The sequence below is a fragment of the Marinobacter sp. genome (genome assembly GCF_014859525.1).
Taxonomy (GTDB): domain Bacteria; phylum Pseudomonadota; class Gammaproteobacteria; order Pseudomonadales; family Oleiphilaceae; genus Marinobacter.
Genome location: NZ_JACUUB010000031.1, coordinates 1 through 23915 on the forward strand (window position 1 = coordinate 1; position 23915 = coordinate 23915).

Here is a 23915-nt window from a genome sequence, read left to right on the forward strand (position 1 = left end):
CAGCAACGGTGAAGAGCTGCCTTGGTAAAGTCGGCCGGGCACCAAAGTAGTATGGGCCGGTGGTTGGCCGGCGAGCTAGGCTTCCGCCAACTACCTGCAACAAAGACAATAAAATGATCGGGTTACTTAAGCGCTTTCCCCTGCCAGTGATTGTGCTGGCGCAACTCTTCGGCACCTCCCTCTGGTTCAGCATCAACGGGGTCTGGTTATCCCTGGCCGCTGAGCTGGGGCTGGCAGAATCGGATCTGGGCCGGCTCACGCTGTCTGTTCAGGCGGGCTTTATTGCGGGCACGCTTGCGCTGGCGGTGACCGGGTTGGCCGACCGCTTCGGCGCCAGCCGCATCTTCTTCGTATCGAGTCTGCTTGGAGCAGTTGCGAACGCCGCATTTGTGACCGTGGCCGGGGTGTTTCCTCTGGACAGCCTGTTGAGGTTCGCCACCGGCCTGTGCCTGGCCGGCATTTACCCTTTGGGCATGAAACTGGTGATTGCCTGGACACCAAAATACGCTGGTACGGCTCTGGCCTGGCTGGTGGGCATGCTGACCCTGGGCACTGCCTTGCCTCACCTGATGCGCGGCGCAACGCTGGGTCTGCCATGGGAATGGCCGTTGCTGGCGGCTTCGGTGCTCGCGCTGGCGGGCGGATTGCTGGTGTTCCTGCTGGGCGATGGGCCGCACCTGCCGAAAGCCAAGGGCGGGCTGCCGGTCACCCAAGGGCTTGCGGCCCTGCGCATTCCCCATTTTCGGGCAGTCGCTGGTGGCTACTTTGGCCACATGTGGGAGCTGTATGCGTTCTGGACCCTGGTGCCGTTACTGATTGCCCGTGAATTGAATCGTCTGGGGCAGGATCAGGCATTGGTGTCGTGGTTGTCGTTTGCGGTGATCGGCATCGGCGCTGCCGGCTGTATCGGCGGTGGTTGGCTCAGTCGAACCCTGGGCAGTGAGTGGGTTGCGCGGCGGGCACTGATGGTCTCAGGGGCTGTGTGCCTGCTCTACCCTTGGCTGAACGGCATGTCGCCAGTGCTACTGATCGCTTTGCTGCTGATTTGGGGGGTTGCTGTGATAGCGGATTCGCCGCAGTTCTCTGCATTGGCCGCGGCGGCGGCGCCGAAAGAAATCGTGGGATCTTCTCTGGCAGTAATGAATGCGGTCGGGTTTGGGCTGACCTTACCGGCGATCTGGCTCACCAGTGCGCTTTGGAGTGCCTGGGGCGTCTGGGTCGCGTTACTTCTTTTGCCGGGGCCGGTATTCGGGTTGTGGGCCCTTGGGAGCCGTCGTCGTTAGCTCGCACATTCAATGCAGTACCGGGTGGTCGGGTCGACTTCCAGGCGCTTGGGATTGATCGGCTCGCCGCACTCCAGGCAATCGCCGAAGTCGTCGTTTTCAATCCGCTTCAACGCAGCCTCAATCATTTTCAGCTGTCGCTCGGCCCGTTGCTGGCTGGCTTTTGCCAGTGCCTGGCCTTGCAGGGCGTCCATCCGTGACAGCCGGCCCACACTTTGCTGGTCCAGGTGCACCGTGCCGGTGGACTCATTACGTACCTCGCTGGTTGATACCAGCTCTTCCTGCATCTTGAGCAGAAGTTGACGAAACTTTTCCAGTTGTTCCGGGTTCATGTTTACCTCTCCAGTTATCAGGGCCGGGTTTGATCAAGCCGGTGTTGGTGCCAGTCGAACCAGAATAATACTGGCCAGAATCAGCGCTGACAGCACAAGGCCGATCCCTGTGGTTGTTAACCCGGCATCCAGCAGCACGCCCACCAGAACCGGCGACAGCGCCGTGGAAAACACCATGCTGGCCTGCGCCATGGAACGGATCGCGCCGATATGGCGAACACCGTAACGTTCCGGCCAGATGGCGCCGCCGGCAGCGCCAATAAAACCCAGACTGACCCCGCACAGAGCCAGGTACAGGTTAGGAGTCCAGGCGGCATCGGTCAGGGCCAGCACCAGCATGCTACCGAAAATAGGCAGCAGGCCATAGCCCAGGGACCGCTGGGCGCCAATACGGTCGACCAGCGGGCCGCCGAAGAACAGACTGATGATATGGCCGGCAGCAAATCCGGTAAAGGCAATTCCGAGATGCCGGGTGCTCCAGCCCTGCAACTCGGCGAAGGCAGACTGGTGAAACAGTACGGCGGTTACGGTAAACGGGGCAATCAGGGCTGCCGGCAGGATCAGGTAAAAGCCGCGATCTCTCAAGACCTGGTGGCGGGTGAAGTCCCGGGCAGGCCCGGACAGATTCTGCAGATTGTCATCGCGGTATAGCCGGGCAGGGTGAGCGGCGCCCCGGCATAGGTACAGCAGCAGGGGTAATAGCGCGACGATCAGCAGCCCGGCCGCCAGTAACCAGGGTGTTCGCCAGCCGGTCATGGCCAGCATCAGGCCGGCGGAAAGGGGTAGTATGGCCTCGGCCACCGGAAAGCCGCCGGACGTCAGCGCCATGATGCGCCCCCGGTTACGGGAAAAATACCGGCCGGCGGTGGTCAGCCCGATGTGCCCCATCAGCCCCTGGCCGCCCAGACGGGCCAGCAGAAAACCGGGCACCAGTAGCAGCCAGTGGGGGGACAGGGCGATGGTGAGGCAACCCGCAGCCAGAATCATCACCGCCAGCGAGGTGACCTTGCCAAGGGACCAGCGGTCGGTGAGCGGGCCAAGCTTGAGCAGCAGCAGCGCCGAGGCCAGGGTTGCGGCGCTGTAAATCAGTCCGTAGCTGCTGTTCTGCAGGCTGAAGGTTTCCCGGATGCCGCCGCCGAACACCGAGAAAAAGAAGGTTTGCCCAAAGCCTGACGTTGCCGTCGCCAAAATGGCAAAGGCGGCCAGCCTTGGGTTTTCGCGCATGAACTCGGGTGCTTTCATAGGTTGTTCCGGGGCCACTCGGTGTTTGCTGCTGATCCTGTCTGGTTTTTGACCGGTTTCCTGGTGTTTGTTAGCATTTCCGGATGTTGTGCGATGCCATCAGAAATCAAGTCCCTTCCCCGATGCCGAGCGGCTTCTCGTCACCTGTCAGTGCCAGGAGTTAGCGGCTGCGTGAACGCAAAACCCAGAATTCTGCTGTTGTCCGGCTACGATGCCGCCAGTCACAAACGCTGGCGGGAGCAGCTCACCGACCTTTTGGGCGATTATCACTGGCGCACGCTGGCATTGCCGCCACGGTTTTTCCGTTGGCGCATTCGTGGCAACCCCGTTACCTGGCTGCACGAACCGGCCTTGCAGGAGCGTTGGGACCTGATCGTTGCCACCTCCATGGTGGATCTGGCATCGATTCGCGGTTTTCACCCACACCTGGCCAACACGCCCTGTGTACTCTACATGCATGAGAACCAGTTTGCCTTCCCGGTATCGAGCAAACAGAGATCTTCGGCTGAGCCCCAGATGGTGAACCTGTACAGTGCCATCGCGGCAGATCGCGTTGTGTTCAACAGTGCCTGGAACCGGGACAGCTTTCACGATGGCGCCCGGGACTTTCTGGATCAGATGCCCGATGGCGTACCCAATGGTCTGATTGCCGGTTTGCGGGACAAGTCCGATATTATCCCGGTACCGATTGAAGACCGGCTGTTTGCCGAGCGCCGGGAGCCCGTCAACTGGCGCTGCCCGCACCTGCTGTGGAACCACCGCTGGGAGTACGACAAGGGGCCGGACCGGCTGCTGCGGTTTTTGCAGGTGGTGGATCAGCGTGCCATGCCCTTCCGGTTGAGTGTGGTGGGGGAGCGGTTCCGCAATGCGCCAAAGGCGTTCGAGCAGATTCAGGCGCAATTCAGTGACCGGATTGAGCATTGGGGCTTTCTGGAGCAGCGGCAGGATTACGATCGGTTGCTGGGCCAGGCGGATATCGTGCTCTCCACCGCGCTGCATGATTTCCAGGGCTTGTCGATGCTGGAGGCCATGGCCTCGGGTTGCGTACCCTTAACGCCAGACCGGCTGGCCTACCGGGAATATGTGCCGGATACCTGCCGCTACGACAGCCACCCCGATGATCCCGGTGCCGAGGCAGAAGCCGCTGCCGACGCCCTGCAAAGGCTTTGCCGGTATCCGCCGGTCAACGGTTCACCGGAGCCCTGGCGAGCGTCCCGGTTGGCCGTTCAATACCAGTCTTTGTTGAATGGCCTGATCGAGAATGGCCGGAGGTCCGGAAACCAATGAGCGATATGAACGTGGAACCCGCCAAAGCGCGATCAGAAGAAGCCCGCCAGCTGGCGTCGGTGCGGTCCCGCCTGGAGCGGGCGATCAAAGAAGCCGACGAGCGCCTGCAGGCCTATCAGGACGATATCCAGAGCCAGAAGGAATATCTCTGGAACAGTCGCGATGAGATGGACCACATTGAAAAAATCGCCGCCCGGGAGTCTATCCAGCAGGCGGTGACCACCGGCGAGTTTGTGTTGAGCCAGCGCAAGCGCCTGGTCAAACTGCGGCAGTCGCCGTATTTCGGCCGATTTGATTTCCGGAGCCAGGGCAGTGACCAGCCGATGCCGGTCTACATCGGCGTACACCACTTCTACGACGAAGTGGACAAGGACAACGTGGTGTACGACTGGCGCGCACCCATCGCCTCGCTGTTCTACGACTACGAAACCGGCCCCGCCGCCTACCACGCCCCCGACGGTCAGGTGAGCGGAACCATCGAGCTCAAGCGCCAGTTCCGCATCCGCAACGGCCAGATCGAACTGATGATCGACAGCGCCGTGAACGTGGTGGACGACGTGCTCCAGGACGAACTGGGCCGCGCCACGGACGACGGCATGAAGAACATCGTGGCCACCATCCAGCGGGACCAGAACGCCATTATCCGCGACGAGCACGCAAAAACCCTGATCATTCAGGGCGTGGCCGGCTCGGGCAAGACCTCCATCGCTCTACACCGCATTGCCTTTTTGCTTTACCGGTTCAAGGACACGCTGAGCTCGCAAGACATCCTGATCATCTCGCCCAACAGCGTGTTCGCCGATTACATCTCCAATGTGTTGCCGGAACTGGGGGAAGAAACCGTCAACGAAATCGGCATGGAAACCCTGGCCAAAGAGCTGCTGCAGGATCAATACCGCTTCCAGACCTTCTTTGAGCAGACCGCCGAGTTGCTGGAGAGCAACGATGAGGCCATGAAACAACGGCTCCGGTACAAGGCGAGCCCGGAGTTTCTCAAGCAACTGGGCCGCTATGCCGACGAGGTGGAGAAACAACGGTTTGCCACCGAAGACCTGTGGATAGCCCGGCGCCTGTTGCCGGGCTGGCTGATTGAGGAAACCTTCCGCAAGCACCGGAACCTGGATACCACCGCCCGGGTCAATCAGGTGGCGAAGGAAATGGAGCAGAAAATCGGCATCCAGTACAACTACGACCTGATGCCCGAAGAACGCAAGGCGCTGAAAGCGGCCATCAAAGGCATGGTCAAACAGTCCACCCTGCGGGAAACCTACAAACGCTTTTTCGAGTGGGCCGGCCAGCCGGACATGTTCAGGCCCGCCAGAGGCGGCCGGCTGGAATACGCCGACGTGTTCCCGCTGATCTATCTCAAGATGCGCCTGGAAGGCATCCGTTCCCCCTGGCGCAACGTCAAGCACCTGCTGATTGATGAGATGCAGGACTACACACCGGTGCAGTACGCGGTGATCGCGCGCCTGTTCTCCTGCAAGAAAACCATCCTGGGGGACACCTGGCAGTCGGTGAACCCTTACAGCGCCTCGGCGGTGGACGACATTCGCGCAGCGTTCCGCGATGCCACCTGCGTCACCCTGAACAAGAGCTATCGTTCCAGTTACGAAATCGCCCGGTTTGCCCAGCGCATCTCACCCAACCCGGATCTTGAGATTATCGAGCGCCATGGCGATGAGCCGGAGCTGCTGACCTTCACAAGTCGCAAGAAAGAAATCGAGGCCATCAGGGCGCGTATCGACGAATTCGGGGAATCCCGGTTCAACACCCTGGCGATTATCTGCAAAACCCAGAAACAGGCGAAGCGTCTTCACAAGTCTCTGGAGGGCAGTCATGCCAGGCTGCAGTTGCTCAGCGAGGAAAGTCAGAGCTTTGCGCCGGGGGTTATCGTCTGCACATCCCATCTGGCCAAAGGTCTCGAGTTCGACCACGTGATTCTTCCGGACGTCTCGGCAGACAATTTTCACACCGATATGGACAGGAACATGTTGTATGTCGGGTGCACCCGGGCCATGCACCGGCTGACTCTGACCGCTTCTGGCGAGGCCTCCCGGTTTGTCGGGCGGTGAGGCCAGTCCGGTATTGATGTCTTTATAGGCCTAAGAATATTTACCTAGCCCGCTTACTTTTCCCCTTCCGCTCTGCTAGACTTCGCGCCCTCTTTTGAGCAATACCTGATTTCCATCAAAGAAACCGATACCTGACTGTGAAGATCACTCCACCCTAGCGCTCAAGCTCTACCTCCTCCCTCGTTAATTTGTTGAGCAAGGCCTATTCCTATATTTTTTGTGCCGTTTTCTGGGCGCAGGGATTTATTTGTCTCAACGTTTCGATAATGAAACTTTGGTTGTCTGACAATGCCCAAAACGGTTATCTCTGGTTTTACCCATAATTTTCTTGGTAACGCTCCGGCCTGGTACAAGCAAGCGATTGTTCTGTTTTTGTTGATCAATCCTCTGGTGTTATGGATGTTTGGACCGGTCGCTACAGGCTGGTTGCTGGTGGCGGAATTCATATTCACTCTGGCCATGGCCCTGAAGTGTTACCCGCTGCTGCCTGGCGGCCTGCTGGCGACGGAAGCCCTGCTGATTGGTCTGGCGACGGCGGATTCGGTTTACCACGAGGTGCTGGTCAATCTGCCGGTCATTCTGCTGCTGATGTTCATGGTGGCGGGTATCTATTTCATGAAGCAGCTGCTGCTGGTGGCCTTTACCCAGATTCTGGTGGGGGTGCGCTCCAAATCGGCGTTGTCCCTGTTGTTCTGCGCCTCGGCCGCCGTGCTGTCGGCGTTTCTGGATGCACTGACGGTCACCGCCGTAATCATCAGTGTCGCCGTTGGCTTTTATTCGGTGTACCACAAGGTGGCCTCCGGTCGGGGCTATCATCACAAGGATCACAACGCCCAGAGCGACGAGCACGTTATTGAGTTGCACCGGGAAGATCTGGTGCAGTTTCAGGCCTTTTTACGCAGCCTGCTGATGCACGGCGCCATCGGCACCGCGCTGGGTGGTGTCGCTACCATGGTGGGCGAGCCTCAGAATCTGTTGATTGCCAAGGTAGTGGGCTGGGATTTTGCCGAGTTCTTCGTGCGTATGGCGCCGATTAGCATGCCGGTGTTGCTGGCCGGGTTGGTAACCTGCTGGTTTTTGGAGAAGTTGCGCTGGTTTGGTTATGGCGCACGTTTGCCAAAGCCCGTGCGTCAGGTGCTGGAAGAGTTTGCAGATAACGAGCGCAAAAAGCGCACGAAAGCCGATCAGGCTGCACTCTGGGTGCAGGCCGCCGCCGCAGTGATACTGGTGATTGGTCTTGCGTTTCATATCGCCGAGGTGGGGCTGATCGGCCTGCTGGTGATTATCCTGATTACCTCGTTCAATGGCGTTACCGACGAACATCAGATTGGCAAAGCGTTCCAGGAATCACTGCCGTTTACCTCATTGTTGGTGGTGTTCTTTGCGGTGGTCGCGGTGATCCACGAGCAGCATTTGTTCAAGCCGGTGATTGACTTCGTGCTGGCTCTGCCAGAGGCCCAGCAGCCGGCGATGTTCTTCGTCGCCAACGGGCTATTGTCCATGATCAGCGACAACGTCTTTGTGGCTACGGTTTACATCAGTGAAATCAAGCAAGCGCTGGACGCCGGAGCCGTTACCACCGAACACTTCCAGAAACTGGCGGTGGCCATCAACACCGGCACCAATCTGCCCAGTGTGGCAACGCCCAATGGCCAGGCCGCGTTTCTGTTCTTGCTGACGTCTGCCATCGCGCCGCTGGTGCGGTTGTCTTACGGACGCATGGTTGTCATGGCCTTTCCTTACACTCTGGTGCTCGGCGGCGTTGGTCTGCTGTCGGTTATCCAGTTTTTGTAATTATCCAATAAGAAAAAAAGTGCAGTCGCCGGAAAGCGCCTGCGCCCAGACATTTTACTAACTCTATAACCGGATTAACTGATTATGCTCAGCAGTATACGAACGAACTGGTTTTCCAATATTCGCGGCGATCTGCTCGCCGGGATTGTGGTGGCGCTGGCGCTGATTCCCGAGGCCATTGCGTTTTCCATCATTGCGGGGGTTGACCCGAAAGTGGGTCTGTATGCCTCTTTCTGTATCGCCGTGGTCATTGCCCTTGTTGGTGGTCGGGCCGGAATGATCTCGGGCGCCACTGGCGCCATGGCGCTGCTGATGGTGACGCTGGTGAAAGAGCATGGCCTGGAATACCTGCTGGCGGCTACGCTGCTGACCGGTCTGCTGCAAATTATCGCCGGTTACCTGAAACTGGGCACACTGATGCGGTTTGTGTCACGCTCTGTTGTGACCGGGTTTGTCAATGCCCTGGCTATTCTGATTTTTATGGCCCAGTTGCCTGAACTGACCAACGTTACCTGGCATGTTTATGCCATGACGGCAGCCGGTCTTGGCATCATCTACCTGTTCCCGCTGATCCCCGTGATTGGCAAAATTCTGCCGTCGCCGCTGATCTGCATCGTCGTGCTCACGGGTATTGCCATGTATCTGAACATGGATATCCGCACCGTTGGTGACATGGGTGATTTGCCGGATACCCTGCCGATCTTCCTGTGGCCGGACGTACCGCTGAATCTGGAAACTCTGATGATCATCCTGCCCTACGCGATTGCATTGACCGTGGTTGGCTTGCTGGAATCCATGATGACCGCGACCATCGTCGATGATCTGACCGATACCAAGAGTGACCGTAACCGTGAATGTAAAGGCCAGGGCCTTGCCAACATCGGTTCAGGCCTGCTCGGCGGTATGGCTGGTTGTGCGATGATTGGTCAGTCTATCATCAACATTAAATCCGGTGGTCGGACTCGTCTGTCCAGCCTCGCATCCGGCGTGTTCCTGTTGCTGATGGTTCTGGTACTGGATAAGTGGCTGGTGCAGATTCCGATGGCCGCGCTGGTCGCTGTGATGATCATGGTCGCGATTGGTACCTTTAGCTGGGGTTCTATCAAAAATCTCAAGGAGCACCCGTTGTCCACCAACATCGTGATGGTGGTAACCGTGGTGGTTGTGGTAGCAACTCATAACCTGGCTTACGGTGTTCTGGCCGGTGTACTGCTCGCGGCGCTGTTCTTCGCCAACAAGGTTGGCCAATATATGCTGATCACCTCGGACTATGATGAAGAAACAGAGACTCGTACCTATTCGGTGGTTGGTCAGGTATTCTTCAGTTCATCCGAGAAGTTCATCGAGTCTTTCGACTTTAAAGAAGCGGTTGACAATGTAGTGATCGACGTAAGCCGCGCCCATTTCTGGGACATCACAGCGGTAGCTGCGCTGGATAAGGCAGTGGTGAAATTCCGTCGTGAAGGTGCCGAAGTGGAAGTTCTGGGCCTTAACGAGGCCAGCGCTACCATTGTGGACCGTTTCGGTGTTCACGATAAGCCAGACGCCGTAGAACGTTTGATGGCCCACTAAAGGAGATTGAATTATGACACTTGAACACAGTGAAGCCGGTGCTCAAAAGGCTCTCCACGTGGTGGCCTGCATTGATGCTTCAAGATCGGCGCTGGGCGTCTGTGATTATGCCGCCTGGGCCAGTCTTCGCATGGGCGAGCCACTGACCTTGCTGCATGCCCTGGATGAAGAAAAGCATCCGGCGAAAACGGACATGACCGGCAACATTGGCCTGGGTAGCCGCGAGCAGCTGCAGGAAGAGATGGTCAGTCTTGACCGGGAGCGCAGCAAGCTGGCGATGAAGCACGGCAATTTGATGCTGGACGAAGCCGAGAAGCGGGTCCTTGCAGCCGGTGTGGACAATGTCACCAAGCGCCAGCGCCATGACGATCTGGCAGGCGCTGTCGTTGGTCTGGAGCCGGAATCCCGCTTGTTCGTGCTGGGGCTGCAGGGTGAAAGTAGCACCGCTACCGGTCGCCACATCGGCAGCCAATTGGAAACGGTGATTCGCAGTGTGCACCGCCCGGTGCTGTTGGTGCCAGACGAGTTCTCCGAGCCAAGGAGCGCCATGCTGGCGTTTGATGGCAGCCCGACCGCCTTCCGCAGCATTGAGCTGCTGGCAGGCACACCGGTGTTCAAAGGTATGCCCCTGCACCTGGTGATGGTGGGTTCGGATACCGAGGAGCACCGTGCCCAACTCCGCCGGGCCGAAGAGGCGCTGGCGGAGCAGGGCATGGAAATCCACCAGGCCATTCGCGACGGAGATGTGGAGCAGACGCTGCATGCCTACCAGCAAGAGAACGACATTGACGTTCTCATCATGGGTGCCTATGGCCATTCCCGCATCCGCCAGTTTCTGGTGGGCAGTACCACCACCAGGATGCTGGAAACTGCCCATAAGCCGCTGGTAATCCTTCGGTAATACCTTGAACGATGGCGCCTGCGCGCCGTTTGCTGCGCCTTTTGGAGAGCCTTGCTTTCCGAAAGGCTCATCAAAGACTATCAACCTCACCGACTGAGAATGGTCAATGATGAACGAAAACACCCCCCGAATTGCCTTTTTTGACCCTGATAACAAAACCCACCAGTTTGCGGCCGAACTCCTGGCCAAGGCCGACATACAGATCGGCGGTTCCCGCCCCTGGGATATTCGCTTCAACGCTCACGGCGTGCCAGAGTCTGCCATGGCCCACGGTAATCTGGGCTTTGGCGAAGCCTATATGGATGGAGCCTGGGACGCGGATGAGCTGGACCAGTTCTTCTGCAAACTGCTGAAGGCCCGGCTGCCGGACCAGGTCAAGCCCACCAAGATTCTTCCGCACATCATCAAGGCCCGGTACCTGAACCGGCAGACCCGAAAGCGGGCATGGGATGTAGGCGAGGTCCATTACGATCTTGGTAATGAGTTTTACGGTGCCATGCTGGATTCCCGCATGACGTACACCTGCGGTTACTGGAAAGATGCCGAAACTCTGGAGCAAGCCCAGGTTGCCAAACTGGATCTGATTTGCCGGAAGCTGGACCTGCAGCCCGGAATGCGCCTGTTGGACATTGGTTGCGGATGGGGTAGCCTCATGGCCTACGCTGCGGAGAATTACGGCGTAGAGGCGGTTGGCGTTACCATTTCCAAAGAGCAGGCCGATTGGGCGACGGCCCGATACCCCCATTTGGCACTGGACTTCCGGTTGATGGATTACCGGGAAGTGGACGAAAAGTTTGATCGCATCGCCAGCGTTGGCATGTTCGAGCATGTCGGGCCGAAAAACTACCGCACGTATATGGAAGTGGCACATCGGTGCCTGAATCCTGGGGGCCTGTTCCTGCTGCATACCATCGGCAAGAACCTGCGTAACTCCTACCCGGACCCCTGGATAGACAGGTACATTTTCCCGAACGGCGAACTACCCTCTATTGGCCAGATTGGTGACGCAGTCGACAACCTCTTCGTGGTCGAAGATCTGCATAATTTCGGCGCCGATTACGATAAAACGCTGATGGCCTGGTATGACAACTTTGAAAAGGCCTGGCCGCAATTCAAAGCGGAACTCGGTGACCGGTTTTATCGCATGTGGCGCTATTATCTGCTCTCCTGCGCGGGAGGCTTCAGGGCCCGGGATATTCAGCTCTGGCAATGGGTACTGTCGAAGGATGGCGTAGAAGGTGTGTATCCGAGGGTAACCTGAGTTCGTAACCCGTTCAGGACGATGGGGGTTGTTTCCCCAATGTGTCGTCGACACTCATTCAACAACAAAGAGAGCGAACATGACTGAAACCACAACCAACGCACCCAACACGCTGTTCATTCAGGTCACCGGCTCAGGTCTGCCCGAGGTCGACGGCCTGTACGTGCCCTCCGAAGCTCCGCCCACCAAATCCGAATCCGGCGTTGTCTCCAGTCCGGGCTACTGGAACGGCAAGTTGGCCTGGGACCGGGCTGATGGCAAAGCCGAGCGAAGCCCTGCTATATCCTACTCCAACAGCTACAAGTCCTGGCGTATCTGTCGTCTTGATGGCCACCTGGCCTACGAGCTGACCTGCGACGACGAACTGCCGCCGACCGACCGCGAGTGGAATGTGTACAAGATGGGTAAAGCGCCGGCGCCGAAGATCGAGATTTTCCATGTTGATCCCAGAAAGCCCTGCCCGGAGCCCAATGTTGTGTTCGTGCTTGGCGGCCCGGGTGCCGGCAAAGGCACCATGTGCGAGCTGGCGGAAATCCAGCTGGGCTGGACCCACCTGTCCACCGGTGATCTGCTGCGCGCCGAACAGGAAGCCGGCGGTCCCACCATGGACATCATCAAGGAATACATCGCCGCCGGTAAGCTGGTGCCCAACGACATTGTTGTGCGCCTGCTGAAAGACGCCATGGAGCGCACCACCCGCACCACCGGCAAGCGCAACTTCCTGATTGACGGCTTTCCCCGCTCCCTGTCCAACCTCGAAGCCTGGTACGAAGTGTTTGGCCGGGAAGCGGAACTGCCCACCATGATCTACTTCGAATGTCCGTTTGAAGTGCTGGAACAGCGCATTCTGGGCCGTGCCCGTTACTCCGGCCGGGCCGACGACAATGTTGAAGCCATGAAGCTGCGCTTTGACACCTTCAAGTCCGAGACGCTGCCGACGGTGGAGTTGTTCAAGGGTAAAAACAAGTGTGTGGAGCTGGACACCAGCCAGGATCGGGAAACCGTTTATGGTCTCCTGAAGGACCAGTTGGCGGCTTACACAGATCAACAACTGCTGGACCGGCCCCTGACGGAAAAGGCGGAAATCCTGCTTGGCTTGAGGCCCTATCCGGCATGAAACTGATTAAAGAGCTTGTCCATCCTGAACTTGTCAGCCGCGAGGGGCGTGTGCTCCGGCGGCACGCTGCACGCGGTATCGTGCTCCGGGAGGAGAAGATTCTTCTACTGTTTACCGAGCGCTACAACGACTTCAGCCTGCCCGGCGGCGGTATCGACGAAGGTGAGGATATTACCATCGCCCTCGCGCGGGAGCTGGAGGAGGAAACCGGTGCCCGGGATGTGCGGGTAAAACAGCACTACGGCTTCATTGAAGAGTATCGTCCGCACTGGAAACCCGAGTACGACCTGATGCACATGACGTCCCACTTCTTCGTGTGCGACGTAGCGGCGAAGCTGGCCGAGGTGCGGATGGAAAGCTACGAGATCGCCAACGGCATGAAACCGGTATGGGTCTCTGTTGACGAGGCCATGCAGCATAACCGCCAGGTCATGGCCCGCCAGGAAACATCCATGGGGCAGTCCATTCAGCGTGAAACCTTTATGCTGGAGAAGATCTCCCGGGAGCTATTGCCTCAACCGGCCTGATCAAGGTACCGCAGTCCCGCCAGATGGCCGTCCAGATAACCCCGGTCCAGCAGTTCGGGTTTGCGTGTCAGCCGGCCTACCGGAAAGTTGGCCGGCGGCACAATCACCCGGACCCGGCAATCCGCTGGCGGATTCTCGATAAAGGCCAACGCCCCGTTGTATTGTTCTGCTCGTTTCAGAGACGCCTCGGCCAGAGCCGGATAGGCCCGGAACAGGCGCTTCGGAACAAAGCTGAACCGGGGCGGTTTCTTCCGGTAACCGGTCGGGCGCGAAAGCACAACGGTGATGTCTCTGGCACCATCCTCATAGGCCCTGAGCACCGGGATGGAATCGGCCAGGCCGCCATCGGTCATGGGCTCGCCGTTGACCGGTGGATAATCCCGGTAGGCCACAGGCAATGAGCAGGAGGCAGTGAACACATCGTGCAGGTTAGTCTCGTCGATCCGGAAATAACAGGGCTGCCCGGTTAATGCTGAGGTGGTGGTCACCCAGAGTTCAGTATGTCCTTTCAGATAATGGTTCAGGCTCAGGGGCACATCATCGAACGACTGATGCCAGAGCCAGTGCACATCACACAGGTGCCCGCCCCGGGCAAACCGCTTCCAGTCAATGAATTCGGGCCGGCAGGCATGGCCGGTAATGATCTCCCGGTTGCGCCCATGGTCCCCGGATAAATAACCGATCAGATTGGTGGACCCCGCCGAGACCCCGTAGGCGCGGGCGAAAGGCTGGTATTGGTGCTCGAGAAAAGCATCGAGAACGCCGGCGGCGAAAATGCCTCGCATGGCGCCGCCCTCAACAACGAGGGATTTTGACGGATCTGGGGCGTGGAGAGTGGTCATGTCAGCATCAGCGAGGATAAAAAGGGTTGTTAAGTTTACCACATCCGAGTCCGGAAATGACCGGATGATCGGGCGCCTTGCGGCGAATTACAGCCAGGCCTAGACTCAGAGCAGGTTGAATCATCCCGACAAGGAGCAGTGGCAATGGCGTTCAAAACCCTGGATGGCAATGAAGCCGTGGCCTCGGTGGCCTACCGATTGAGTGAAACCATCGCCATTTACCCTATTACTCCTGCTTCAGTGATGGGCGAGCACGCGGACGATTGGGCAGCCTTGGGCAAACCCAATCTCTGGGGCCAGGTGCCCGGCGTGGTGGAAATGCAGTCAGAAGCTGGCGCGGCCGGCGCCATGCACGGGGCGCTGCAGGCGGGCTCGCTGGTGACCACCTTTACCGCGTCTCAGGGGTTGCTGCTGATGCTGCCCAACCTGTACAAGATTGCCGGTGAGCTGACGCCGTTTTGCATGCACGTGGCCGCCCGCAGCCTGGCCACCCATGCCTTGTCGATTTTCTGTGATCACTCGGATGTAATGAGCGCCCGGGGCACCGGTTTTGCCCTGCTGGCATCCGGCTCGGTGCAGGAAGCCCAGGATCTGGCCGCCATCGGCCACGCCGTGACCCTGCAGAGCCGGGTGCCAGTGCTGCACTTCTTCGACGGCTTCCGCACCTCCCATGAAATTGCCAAGATTGTCGCACTGAGCGATGACGAGCTCATGGCGCTGGTGCCCCGCGAGGGCATCGAAGCCCATCGCAAGCGGCGCATGACCCCCGATCACCCGGTGCTGCGCGGCACCTCCCAGAACCCCGATGCCTTCTTCCAGTCCCGGGAGGCCAGCAATCCCTTCTATCAGGCGTTTCCGGACCGTCTGGAATCGGTGATGGCGCGTTTTGCCGAGATCACCGGTCGCCAGTACCAGCTGTTTGATTACGTGGGCCATCCGCAGGCGGAGCGGGTGGTGATGCTGATGGGCTCCGGCGCCGAATGCGCCCACGAAACCGTGGACTGGCTAATGGGGCAGGGCGAAAAGGTGGGCGTGCTCAAGGTGCGCCTGTTCCGGCCCTTCGCCACCGACCGTTTTTTGCAGGCACTGCCCGACACCGTCAAGCACCTGGCAGTGCTGGACCGTACCAAGGAGCCCGGTGCCCAGGGCGAGCCGCTGCTGCTGGAAGTCAGCGGTGCTTTAATGGAAGCCTGGAGTCGGGGCGATCGGCCAACCCTGCCCAAAGTGATCGGCGGACGTTATGGTCTGTCATCCCGGGAATTCACCCCCGCCATGGTCTGTGCGGTGTTTGCTCAACTAAACGAACCGGCACCGAAAACCCGCTTTACCGTCGGGGTTCGCGACGACGTAACGCACCTTTCGCTCGCCGTGGACAGCGCCCTGGATATCGAGTCACCGAAAACCCGCCGGGCGCTGTTCTTTGGTCTGGGCGCTGACGGCACCGTCAGCAGTAACAAGGCCAGCATCAAGATCCTGGGCGAGGGCACGGAGCTGTTTGCCCAGGGTCACTTTGTCTACGACTCCAAGAAGTCCGGCGCCACTACGGTCTCCCATTTGCGCTTCGGGCCGCTACCCATTCGCTCCAGTTACGAGATTCGCCAGGCCCAGTTTGTCGCCGTGCATGCCCCGCAGTTTCTGGAACGGTTTGATGTACTGGAACACGCGGCGCCAGGCGCCATAGTGTTATTGAATGTGCCCTGGGCACCGGATGAAGTGTGGCAGCGGTTATCGGTTGAAGCCCAGCGGGCACTGGTTGAGCGCAAGGCCCACCTGTTCGTGATTGATGCCGCCGAGGTGGCCGAAAAAGCCGGGTTGGAGCGGCGCATCAACACGGTGATGCAAGTGTGCTTCTTTGCTCTGGCCGACATATTGCCCCGGGAGCAAGCCATTGCTCACATCAAGGAATCCATCCGCCAGACCTGGGGCCGGCGCGGGCCAGAAGTGGTGCGCCGCAACGTCGAGGCGGTGGATTCTGCCCTGGTCAACCTGCACGAAGTACCAGTGCCGGGCGAGGTGACCGCCACCCGCCATCGCCCGCTAACCGTGCCGGACGATGCGCCGGACTTCGTCCAGAAAGTGACCCGGCTGCTGATGGAAGGCCAGGGCGACAAGCTGCCGGTCAGCGCCTTTCCCGTCGACGGCACCTGGCCGACCGGCACCAGCCAGTACGAGAAACGCAGCATCGCCCAGGAAATCCCGATCTGGGAATCGGATCTCTGTGTTCAGTGCAATTTCTGCGCAATGATCTGCCCGCATACGGCGATTGTCAGCAAGGTGTTTGAGCCGGAGGCCGGCAAGGGTGCCCCAGACACCTTCGAGGCGGTGCCCGAGACCCACACCCCGGAACTGGAGGGGTTGGATTACCGGATTCAGGTGGCTCCGGAAGACTGCACCGGTTGCGGTTTGTGTGTGGAGGTGTGCCCGGCCAAGGACCGCACCCAGCCCAAACGCAAAGCGATTAATATGAGGCCTCTGGAAGACCACCGGGAGGCCGAAGCGACTAACCTGGCGTTCCTGCGCAGCGTTCCGGATGTGCCCCGGGACCGTATTCCCCGCGACTTCAAGTCGCTGCCACTGCTGATTCCCCTGTTTGAATACTCCGGTGCCTGCGCCGGTTGTGGTGAGACGCCCTACATTCGCCTGCTGACCCAGTTGCTCGGCGACCGGCTGCTGATGGCCAACGCCACCGGCTGTACCTCTATCTACGGCGGCAACTTGCCCACCACGCCCTACACGGTGAACGCCGATGGTCGCGGGCCCACCTGGAACAACTCGCTGTTCGAGGATGCGGCAGAACTGGGCCTGGGCATGCGCATGGGCCTGAACAAGCTGGTGGGCCGGGCCCGGCAGCTGCTGGAAGACATGAAAGGGAGCCTGCCTGCGGCCTTGTACCGGGACCTGACCGGTCCCTGCGCCACCCTCGACGAAGCCGCCATGGCGGCACGGCGTGAGGCGGTTGGCCGGCTGCGCGACTGGCTGGCGGATCAGCAGGGTCCGGAGGTGAAAGAGCTGGCCAGTCTGGCCGATGAGTTGTGCCCGAAGAGTGTCTGGGTGGTTGGAGGCGACGGCTGGGCTTACGACATCGGCTACGGTGGCCTGGACCATGCCCTGGCCTCCGGCCAGAACGTCAAGCTGCTGGTGCTGGACACCGAGGTCTATTCCAACACCGGCGGCCAGCAATCCAAGGCGACGCCCATGGGCGCAGTCGCCAAGTTCGCCGCCGCCGGCAAGGAAACCCGCAAGAAGGACCTGGGCCTGCTGGCCATGAGTTACGGCCATGTCTACGTCGCCCAGATTGCCATGCAATCCCACAGCAACCAGGCCAGCAAAGCCCTGCAGGAAGCCGAACGTTTTGATGGCCCCGCCCTGATCATCGCCCACAGCCCCTGCATTGCCCACGGTTACGATCTGGTGCACTCGCCGGCACAACAGAAGCGGGCGGTGGACAGCTGGGCCTGGCCGCTGTATCGCTTTGATCCCCGGCGCACGCACGAGGGGCTGCCGCCCTTGCAGCTGGATTCGGTGCGCCAGAAAGTGCCGATGAAAGCCTATATGCAAGAAGAAGCCCGCTTCCGCATGCTGGAATTGCGGGACCCGCAGCGTTATGAACAGCTGGCGGCGGCTGCCAGCGATGCCGCCCAAGAGCAGCGCGAGCTGTACCTGCAACTGGCGGGTATTCACTTTGAGCCCCACGAACCGTCAGAACCAAAGGACAAGGGAGCAGACCACCATGACTGACCTGACCACCCGCTGGCTCGGGCTTAACCTGCACTCACCGCTGGTGGTGGGTGCCAGCCCGCTCACTGACGACCTGGACGCGCTCAAGGCCTGCGTGGACGCCGGCGCCGGTGCCGTGGTGATGCATTCGCTGTTCGAGGAACAGTTGGTGGCGGAGCAGATGGCGGCGCATCGGTTTATCGATTCCCGCATCAATACGGACGCCGAGGCTCGCTCGTTCTTTCCGGAATCCGACGTGTTTGCCATGGGCTCCAGCAGCTACCTCAAGCGCCTGGAGCAGCTGCAACGTTCGCTGGATGTGCCGGTGATCGCCTCACTCAATGGCGTGTCCCCCGGCGGCTGGACTCAGCATGCCCGGGAACTGGAACAGGCGGGTGCGGCCGCCATTGAGCTCAACCTGTACGATCTGGCCACGGACCCGTCCGACACCGCCACCACCCTGGAGCAGCGTCAGCTTGAGGTGGTGGGCTCAGTGGCCGAGCAGGTCAGCATCCCGGTCAGCGTCAAACTGTCGCCGTTCTATTCGGCTTTGCCGGCCTTTATTGTCGGCGTGGAAGCGGCCGGCGCCCGGGGGCTGGTGCTGTTCAACCGGTTTTATCAGCCGGCCATGGATCTGGATGAACTGGAACTGAGTCGGGAGATAGTGCTGTCGACCAGCGCCGAACTGCCCGTCCGGTTGCACGCCATGGCCATGTTGTTCAATCGCACGGCGTTGGAAATGGCAGCCTCGGGCGGGGTGCACACGGGTGATGACGCCGCCAAAGCCATCCTGTCCGGTGCCACGGTGGTGCAGGTGGTGTCGGCGCTGTTGGCGGAGGGGCCGTCGGCCCTGGCCAGAATCACCGATGACATGAATCAGCGCCTGACGACCATGGGTTATACCGCCCTGGCCGAGGCTCGAGGCGCGCTGTCACTGGACAATGCGCCCAACGCCCAGATCTGGGAGCGCTTGAATTACGCCCGGCTGTTGCAGGGCTGGCAGTCTTCCCGGAAAACCATCTGAGCGCAAACAAAGGCCCTTCGCTTGGCGTTTACCGGACCGTCTCATCCAGATCGCGCTGAACGCAGGTCGCCACGGATTCGACTCGGAGTTTCTTTGTGATCGATTAAAATTTGTTCTATTGCAACTCCAGAGAAGACTTCTTGAACTATACTGTTTTCAGGTAGGTCTGAACCAGTGCGCGCCGCGCCTGAGGATGTGTTCAGCCTCTCTTGAGGTTCCCGTAAGGGAGCTTTCTGCACCATGCGATTAAGGACAGGAGACGCATCGTGGCTGAAGACGAAAATCCGTTAGAAAACCCTGAAAACGATCTCGCCTCGCGGTTCCCTACCGCTTATACCATTCTTTTCTGCCTGATTGTGCTGATCGCGGCTCTGACTTGGGTGATCCCGGCCGGGCAGTATGAACGGACCATGAATGAAGACGTCGGCCGTGAAGTCGCCGTGCCTGGCACCTATCAAATCGTCGATCCCAACCCCCAGGGCTTTGTTGAGGTCATGCTGGCCCCAACTGCCGGTTTCTACGATCCCGACAGTTACGCGGCTAACGCGATCGATGTTGCTCTGTTTGTGTTGTTTCTGGGTGGCTTTCTCGGTGTGATGAATGCAACCGGTGCCATAGATACCGGTATACGCAGTGCCATGCGTCATCTGGAAGGCCGTGAAATCTGGATGATTCCTATTCTGATGACGCTGTTTGCCCTGGGTGGCACAACCTATGGCATGGCCGAGGAAACTCTGGCTTTCTACGCCATTCTGGTGCCCGTCATACTCGCGGCCGGATACGATGCGGTGACCGGTGTTGCCATTATTCTGATCGGTGCCGGGATCGGCGTACTGGGCTCTACCATCAATCCCTTTGCCACCGTTATCGCGGCCAACGCTGCAGGCATCCCGTTTACCGACGGTATTGTGCTGCGTTTAATTCTGCTGATCGGTGGTCTGTTGATCTGTATCGGCTACGTGATGCGGTATGCCCACCGGGTAAAAACCGATCCGTCACGATCGGTGGTCGCCAAGCAATGGGCGGCGCACAAGAAGCTGTTTCTTCAAAAAGAGGATGGAGAGATCCACAGCGCCGAACTGACCACTACCCAGATTATCGCCCTGATCATTTTTGGCCTCACCTTCGCTGTGATGATCTGGGGAGTCTCCTCACAGGATTGGTGGATGGCCCAGATGGGCTCCCTGTTCTTTGGTGCCGCCATTGTGATCGGCGTCATTGCCCGCCTTGGTGAAAAGAAGCTGACCGGCAGTTTTGTTGATGGCGCCCGTGATCTGCTCGGGGTTGCCCTGGTGGTCGGCCTGGCCCGCGGCATTGTGGTGATCATGGAGCAGGGCATGATTGCCGATACCATCCTGCACAGCGCCGAAACCTCGCTGGGTGGCCTGCCGGAGCTGGCGTTCATCAACCTGATGTTCTGGATTGAAGTTGGCATGAGCTTCTTTGTGCCCTCGTCCTCCGGGCTGGCGGTGCTGTCCATGCCGATCCTGGCACCGCTGGCGGACTTTGCCAACGTCGGGCGAGATCTGGTGGTGACCGCCTACCAGGCTGCCAATGGCCTGGTCAATCTGATCAACCCCACCTTTGCGGTTGTGGTTGGCGGGCTGGCCATCGGGCGGGTGTCCTACGATCGCTGGCTGGCGTTTATCTGGCCCTTGCTGCTCATCCTGATCGTTTTTATCACCGTGATCATCAGTGTTGGCACTATGCTCTAAACCCGGACAAAAGGAGTTTTGTCATGTCTGAACAAATGCTTGGAGTGCATTCTGAAACAGGTACCCTGCGCCAGGTCATTGTCTGCCGGCCCGGCCTTGCCCACCGGCGATTAACGCCGTCGAACTGCGATGCGCTGCTGTTTGATGACGTGTTCTGGGTAAAACAGGCACAGAAAGATCATGACGTGTTTGCCGCTATCATGCGGGGCCGGGGTGTCGAGGTTTTGGATGTCAACGAGTTGCTGACGGAAACCCTGGCGATTGCCGAGGGCCGGGCCTGGATTCTCGATCACCGGATTAACTGGAACCACATCGGCGTGGGTATGGTATCGGATCTGCGAGCCTGGATGGACGAGCTGCCAGATAAGGAACTCGCCGAATTCCTGATTGGTGGTCTGGAGGTGGGGGATCTGCCTTTCGATCCCGTCGGCCTGTTCGGCAACCATCTGGGACGCTTCGGATTCGTATTGCCACCACTGCCCAACTTCCTGTTCACCCGGGATAACAGCGCCTGGGTGTATGGCGGGGTCACCCTGAACCCCATGTTCTGGGTTGCCCGCAAGCCCGAAACCCTCCTGATGGCGGCGATCTACAGGTTCCACCCGAAATTTGCCGGCAAGGTGAACGTGCACTGGGGCGATCCGCTGGAAGATCATGGCCTGGCCACCCTGGAGGGCGGGGACATCATGCCTCTGGGCAATCGCGCGGTGTTGGTGGGCATGGGCGAGCGATCCTCGCCCCAAGCCATCGGTCAGCTGTCAAAAGCCCTGTTTGATAGCGGCATGGTGGATCGGGTGATTGCCTGCCAGTTACCGAAATCCCGGTCCGCCATGCATCTGGATACGGTCTTTACCTTCTGTGGTGGCAACGTGGTCACTGCCTTCAAAGAGGTAGCCGATGCGGTGATCTGCTATGACCTGCGCCCCGGTGAGGGGGCCAAAACCCTGGCCTTCAATCAGGACGCCCGGCACCTGTTTGAGGTGGTCGCGGAGATTCTCGGCTACCCGGTCCTGGAGGTTGTGCCAACCGGTGGCGACACTCCGGAAGAGCGCGAGCGGGAACAGTGGAACGACGGCAACAATGTGCTGGCCCTGAGCCCCGGAGTGGTTATCGGTTATGACCGCAACGACGATACCAACGCCGCCCTCTCGGCTGCCGGTATTGAGGTTCTGGCAATACCCGGTGCCGAGCTGGGTCGGGGTCGGGGCGGTGGTCGCTGCATGAGCTGCCCAACCATCAGGGATGCGGTCTGACCGCCAAGGAGAAAGGTTATGGCATTCAATCTCAAGAACCGGCATTTTCTCACCCTGCGGGATTTTAGCCCTAAGGAAATCGCCTTTTTGCTGAAGCTGTCCGCAGATCTGAAAACCGCCAAGTACACCGGCACTGAAGTGCCGAAACTCGAGGGTAAGGACATTGCCCTGATCTTCGAGAAAAACTCCACGCGCACCCGGGTCGGCTTTGAAGTTGCCGCCTTCGACCAGGGAGCTCGGGTGACCTACCTGGGGCCCACCGGCACGCACATCGGCCACAAAGAATCGGTGAAGGATACAGCTCGGGTTCTTGGCCGGGTCTACGATGCCATCGAGTACCGGGGATTCGGACAATCCGTTGTGGAGGAACTGGCACGGTATGCCGGCGTGCCGGTCTACAACGGCCTCACTAACGAATTCCATCCCACCCAGATACTGGCAGACTTACTGACCATGCAAGAGCATGTGGAAAAACCGCTGCGGGAGGTGGCCTATGTCTTTATTGGCGATGCCGCCAACAACATGGGTGATAGCTTGCTGATCGGCGGTGCCAAGATGGGCATGGACGTGCGTTTGTGTGCACCGAAGGCCTGCTGGCCGGGTCAGGCCATACAGGACGAGGCCCAGGCCCTGGCGGCTGAAACCGGCGCCCGCATCACCATCACCGACGACGTTGATGCCGCCGTTGCGGGTGTTGATTTCGTGTATACCGATGTCTGGGTCTCGATGGGCGAGCCGAAAGAGAAGTGGGCCGAGCGCATCAAGCTGCTGATGCCCTATCAGGTCAATGCGGCCCTGATGGCAAAAACCGGCAACCCTCGGGTGCGGTTCATGCACTGTCTGCCCGCCTTTCACAACACCGAAACCGTGGTAGGGAAGGAGATTCAGGAGACCCATGGCATCGACGCCATGGAGGTGACTGAAGACGTGTTTGAAAGCCCCGCGTCCATTGTTTTTGATCAGGCCGAGAACCGGATGCACACCATCAAGGCTGTCCTCGTTGCGACCCTGGGAGGCTGACATGCTGGTGGTGGCAGCTTTGGGTGGGAACGCCCTTCTGAAACGCGGAGAACCCCTGACGGCAGAGGTCCAGCGCAAAAACGTGAAAACGGCGGCACGGTCGCTGGCGGATGTCGTCCGGACCGGACACGACCTGGTTGTCACCCACGGCAATGGGCCGCAGGTGGGCCTGCTGGCACTGCAGGGCGCGTCCTACAAGCCGGATGAGGCCTACCCGCTGGATGTCCTGGGTGCGGAAACCGAGGGCATGATCGGCTACATGATCGAGCAGGAACTGGAAAATGCGCTTGGGCATGACCGTCCGGTCGCGACCCTGCTGACACAAGTGGTGGTAGACCCCAAGGACCCTGCGTTTGAAAAACCGACTAAGTTCGTGGGGCCCGTCTATGACCGCGAGGAGGCGGAACGCCGGGCCGCCGGAGCGGGCTGGAGTATCGCGCCGGACGGTCAACACTGGCGCCGGGTGGTGCCCTCCCCGAAGCCTCAGGAAATACCGGACATGCGGGTACTGAAGTTATTGCTCGATCAGGGCGTGGTCGTGGTGTGTGCCGGCGGTGGTGGAATACCGGTGATGCGCCGGGAAGACGGCAGCCTGATGGGCGTTGAAGCGGTCATCGATAAAGACGCCGCCAGTGCGTTACTGGCCAGGCAACTGGGGGCGGACGCGTTGCTCCTGTTAACGGATGTGGATGCCGTTTACCAGGGTTTTGGTACCGACCAGTCGATGCCGCTTTCCGAACTGACCGTGGCCGAGGCGAGGGCACTGGAGTTGCCCGCGGGCTCCATGGGTCCAAAACTCCAGGCGGCCTGCGATTTCGCCGCGTCCGGAGGAATCAGCGGTATCGGCCGGTTGCAGGACGCGGTAGCCATTCTTGAAGGATCGGCGGGCACTCGCGTGTCGGCCGGTTTCCAGCACCAGCGTGGCCTGTGACGGGGCAACCAGAAATACCACC

Annotated in this window: 18 protein-coding genes; 15 read left to right on the top strand and 3 right to left on the bottom strand. The window is 59.5% G+C overall.

Translation table 11 applies throughout. The features are described from left to right. The first annotated feature begins 113 nt into the window (after window positions 1–113). Window positions 114–1283, top strand: a complete 1170-nt coding sequence (locus IBX51_RS08365; protein WP_291830684.1) for an MFS transporter — start codon at window positions 114–116, stop codon at window positions 1281–1283. Here the strand turns inward: IBX51_RS08365 and IBX51_RS08370 are convergent. Continuing rightward, window positions 1280–1615 (bottom strand): TraR/DksA C4-type zinc finger protein, encoded by a 336-nt coding sequence (locus tag IBX51_RS08370; RefSeq protein ID WP_291830686.1) that lies wholly within the window; start codon window positions 1613–1615, stop codon window positions 1280–1282. The two genes, IBX51_RS08365 and IBX51_RS08370, sit on opposite strands and share 4 nt — an antisense overlap. Before the next feature lie 33 nt (window positions 1616–1648). After that, window positions 1649–2857, bottom strand: coding sequence for a nitrate/nitrite transporter (locus IBX51_RS08375; RefSeq protein ID WP_291830687.1), 1209 nt, complete (start codon window positions 2855–2857; stop codon window positions 1649–1651). Between the two features lie 171 nt (window positions 2858–3028). Between IBX51_RS08375 and IBX51_RS08380 the strand changes: the two genes are divergently transcribed. From IBX51_RS08380 to IBX51_RS08415, 8 genes are all read left to right on the top strand, one after another. Continuing rightward, a complete protein-coding gene (locus tag IBX51_RS08380; protein ID WP_291830688.1) occupies window positions 3029–4144 on the top strand; it encodes a DUF3524 domain-containing protein in 1116 nt (371 codons plus the stop codon). Next, the gene (locus IBX51_RS08385; RefSeq protein ID WP_291830690.1) at window positions 4141–6219 is read left to right on the top strand and encodes a 3'-5' exonuclease; all 2079 of its coding nucleotides are present in this window, start codon (window positions 4141–4143) and stop codon (window positions 6217–6219) included. The genes IBX51_RS08380 and IBX51_RS08385 overlap by 4 nt, the downstream gene beginning before the upstream one ends. 288 nt (window positions 6220–6507) lie before the next feature. Further along, the gene (gene nhaB, locus IBX51_RS08390) at window positions 6508–8013 is read left to right on the top strand and encodes a sodium/proton antiporter NhaB (protein WP_291830692.1); all 1506 of its coding nucleotides are present in this window, start codon (window positions 6508–6510) and stop codon (window positions 8011–8013) included. Between the two features lie 84 nt (window positions 8014–8097). Then, window positions 8098–9585, top strand: coding sequence for a SulP family inorganic anion transporter (locus IBX51_RS08395; RefSeq protein WP_291830693.1), 1488 nt, complete (start codon window positions 8098–8100; stop codon window positions 9583–9585). Window positions 9586–9598: 13 nt separating this feature from the next. Further along, a complete protein-coding gene (locus IBX51_RS08400; protein ID WP_291830694.1) occupies window positions 9599–10486 on the top strand; it encodes a universal stress protein in 888 nt (295 codons plus the stop codon). A gap of 106 nt (window positions 10487–10592) precedes the next feature. Then, complete coding sequence (cfa, locus tag IBX51_RS08405; RefSeq protein WP_291830695.1) at window positions 10593–11747, top strand: cyclopropane fatty acyl phospholipid synthase; 1155 nt, start codon at window positions 10593–10595, stop codon at window positions 11745–11747. 79 nt (window positions 11748–11826) lie between these two features. Continuing rightward, entirely contained in the window at window positions 11827–12864 is a 1038-nt protein-coding gene (locus tag IBX51_RS08410; RefSeq protein WP_291830696.1) for a nucleoside monophosphate kinase, read from the top strand. After that, window positions 12861–13391: an NUDIX domain-containing protein gene (locus IBX51_RS08415; protein ID WP_291830697.1), complete on the top strand. Its 531-nt coding sequence runs from the start codon at window positions 12861–12863 to the stop codon at window positions 13389–13391. Before IBX51_RS08410 ends, IBX51_RS08415 begins: the two co-directional genes overlap by 4 nt. On the opposite strand, the gene IBX51_RS08420 is transcribed toward IBX51_RS08415, so the two are convergent. Further along, complete coding sequence (locus tag IBX51_RS08420) at window positions 13379–14233, bottom strand: patatin family protein (RefSeq protein WP_291830698.1); 855 nt, start codon at window positions 14231–14233, stop codon at window positions 13379–13381. The two genes, IBX51_RS08415 and IBX51_RS08420, sit on opposite strands and share 13 nt — an antisense overlap. A gap of 144 nt (window positions 14234–14377) precedes the next feature. Between IBX51_RS08420 and nifJ the strand changes: the two genes are divergently transcribed. The 6 genes from nifJ to arcC all read left to right on the top strand — a co-directional run bounded on the left by nifJ (window position 14378) and on the right by arcC (window position 23893). Then, window positions 14378–17971 (top strand): pyruvate:ferredoxin (flavodoxin) oxidoreductase, encoded by a 3594-nt coding sequence (nifJ, locus tag IBX51_RS08425; RefSeq protein ID WP_291830699.1) that lies wholly within the window; start codon window positions 14378–14380, stop codon window positions 17969–17971. Then, window positions 17964–18974, top strand: a complete 1011-nt coding sequence (locus tag IBX51_RS08430) for a dihydroorotate dehydrogenase-like protein (RefSeq protein ID WP_291830701.1) — start codon at window positions 17964–17966, stop codon at window positions 18972–18974. Before nifJ ends, IBX51_RS08430 begins: the two co-directional genes overlap by 8 nt. A gap of 266 nt (window positions 18975–19240) precedes the next feature. Next, on the top strand, window positions 19241–20689 hold the full coding sequence (locus IBX51_RS08435) for a YfcC family protein (RefSeq protein WP_291830702.1): 1449 nt from the start codon (window positions 19241–19243) through the stop codon (window positions 20687–20689). A gap of 23 nt (window positions 20690–20712) precedes the next feature. Next, window positions 20713–21942 carry an arginine deiminase gene (locus tag IBX51_RS08440; RefSeq protein ID WP_291830703.1) on the top strand — a complete coding sequence of 410 codons (1230 nt, stop codon included), beginning with the start codon at window positions 20713–20715 and terminating at the stop codon, window positions 21940–21942. Window positions 21943–21960: 18 nt separating this feature from the next. After that, window positions 21961–22962: an ornithine carbamoyltransferase gene (locus tag IBX51_RS08445; protein WP_291830704.1), complete on the top strand. Its 1002-nt coding sequence runs from the start codon at window positions 21961–21963 to the stop codon at window positions 22960–22962. A gap of 1 nt (window position 22963) precedes the next feature. Then, window positions 22964–23893 carry a carbamate kinase gene (gene arcC / locus IBX51_RS08450; protein ID WP_291830705.1) on the top strand — a complete coding sequence of 310 codons (930 nt, stop codon included), beginning with the start codon at window positions 22964–22966 and terminating at the stop codon, window positions 23891–23893. Window positions 23894–23915: the final 22 nt, after the last annotated feature.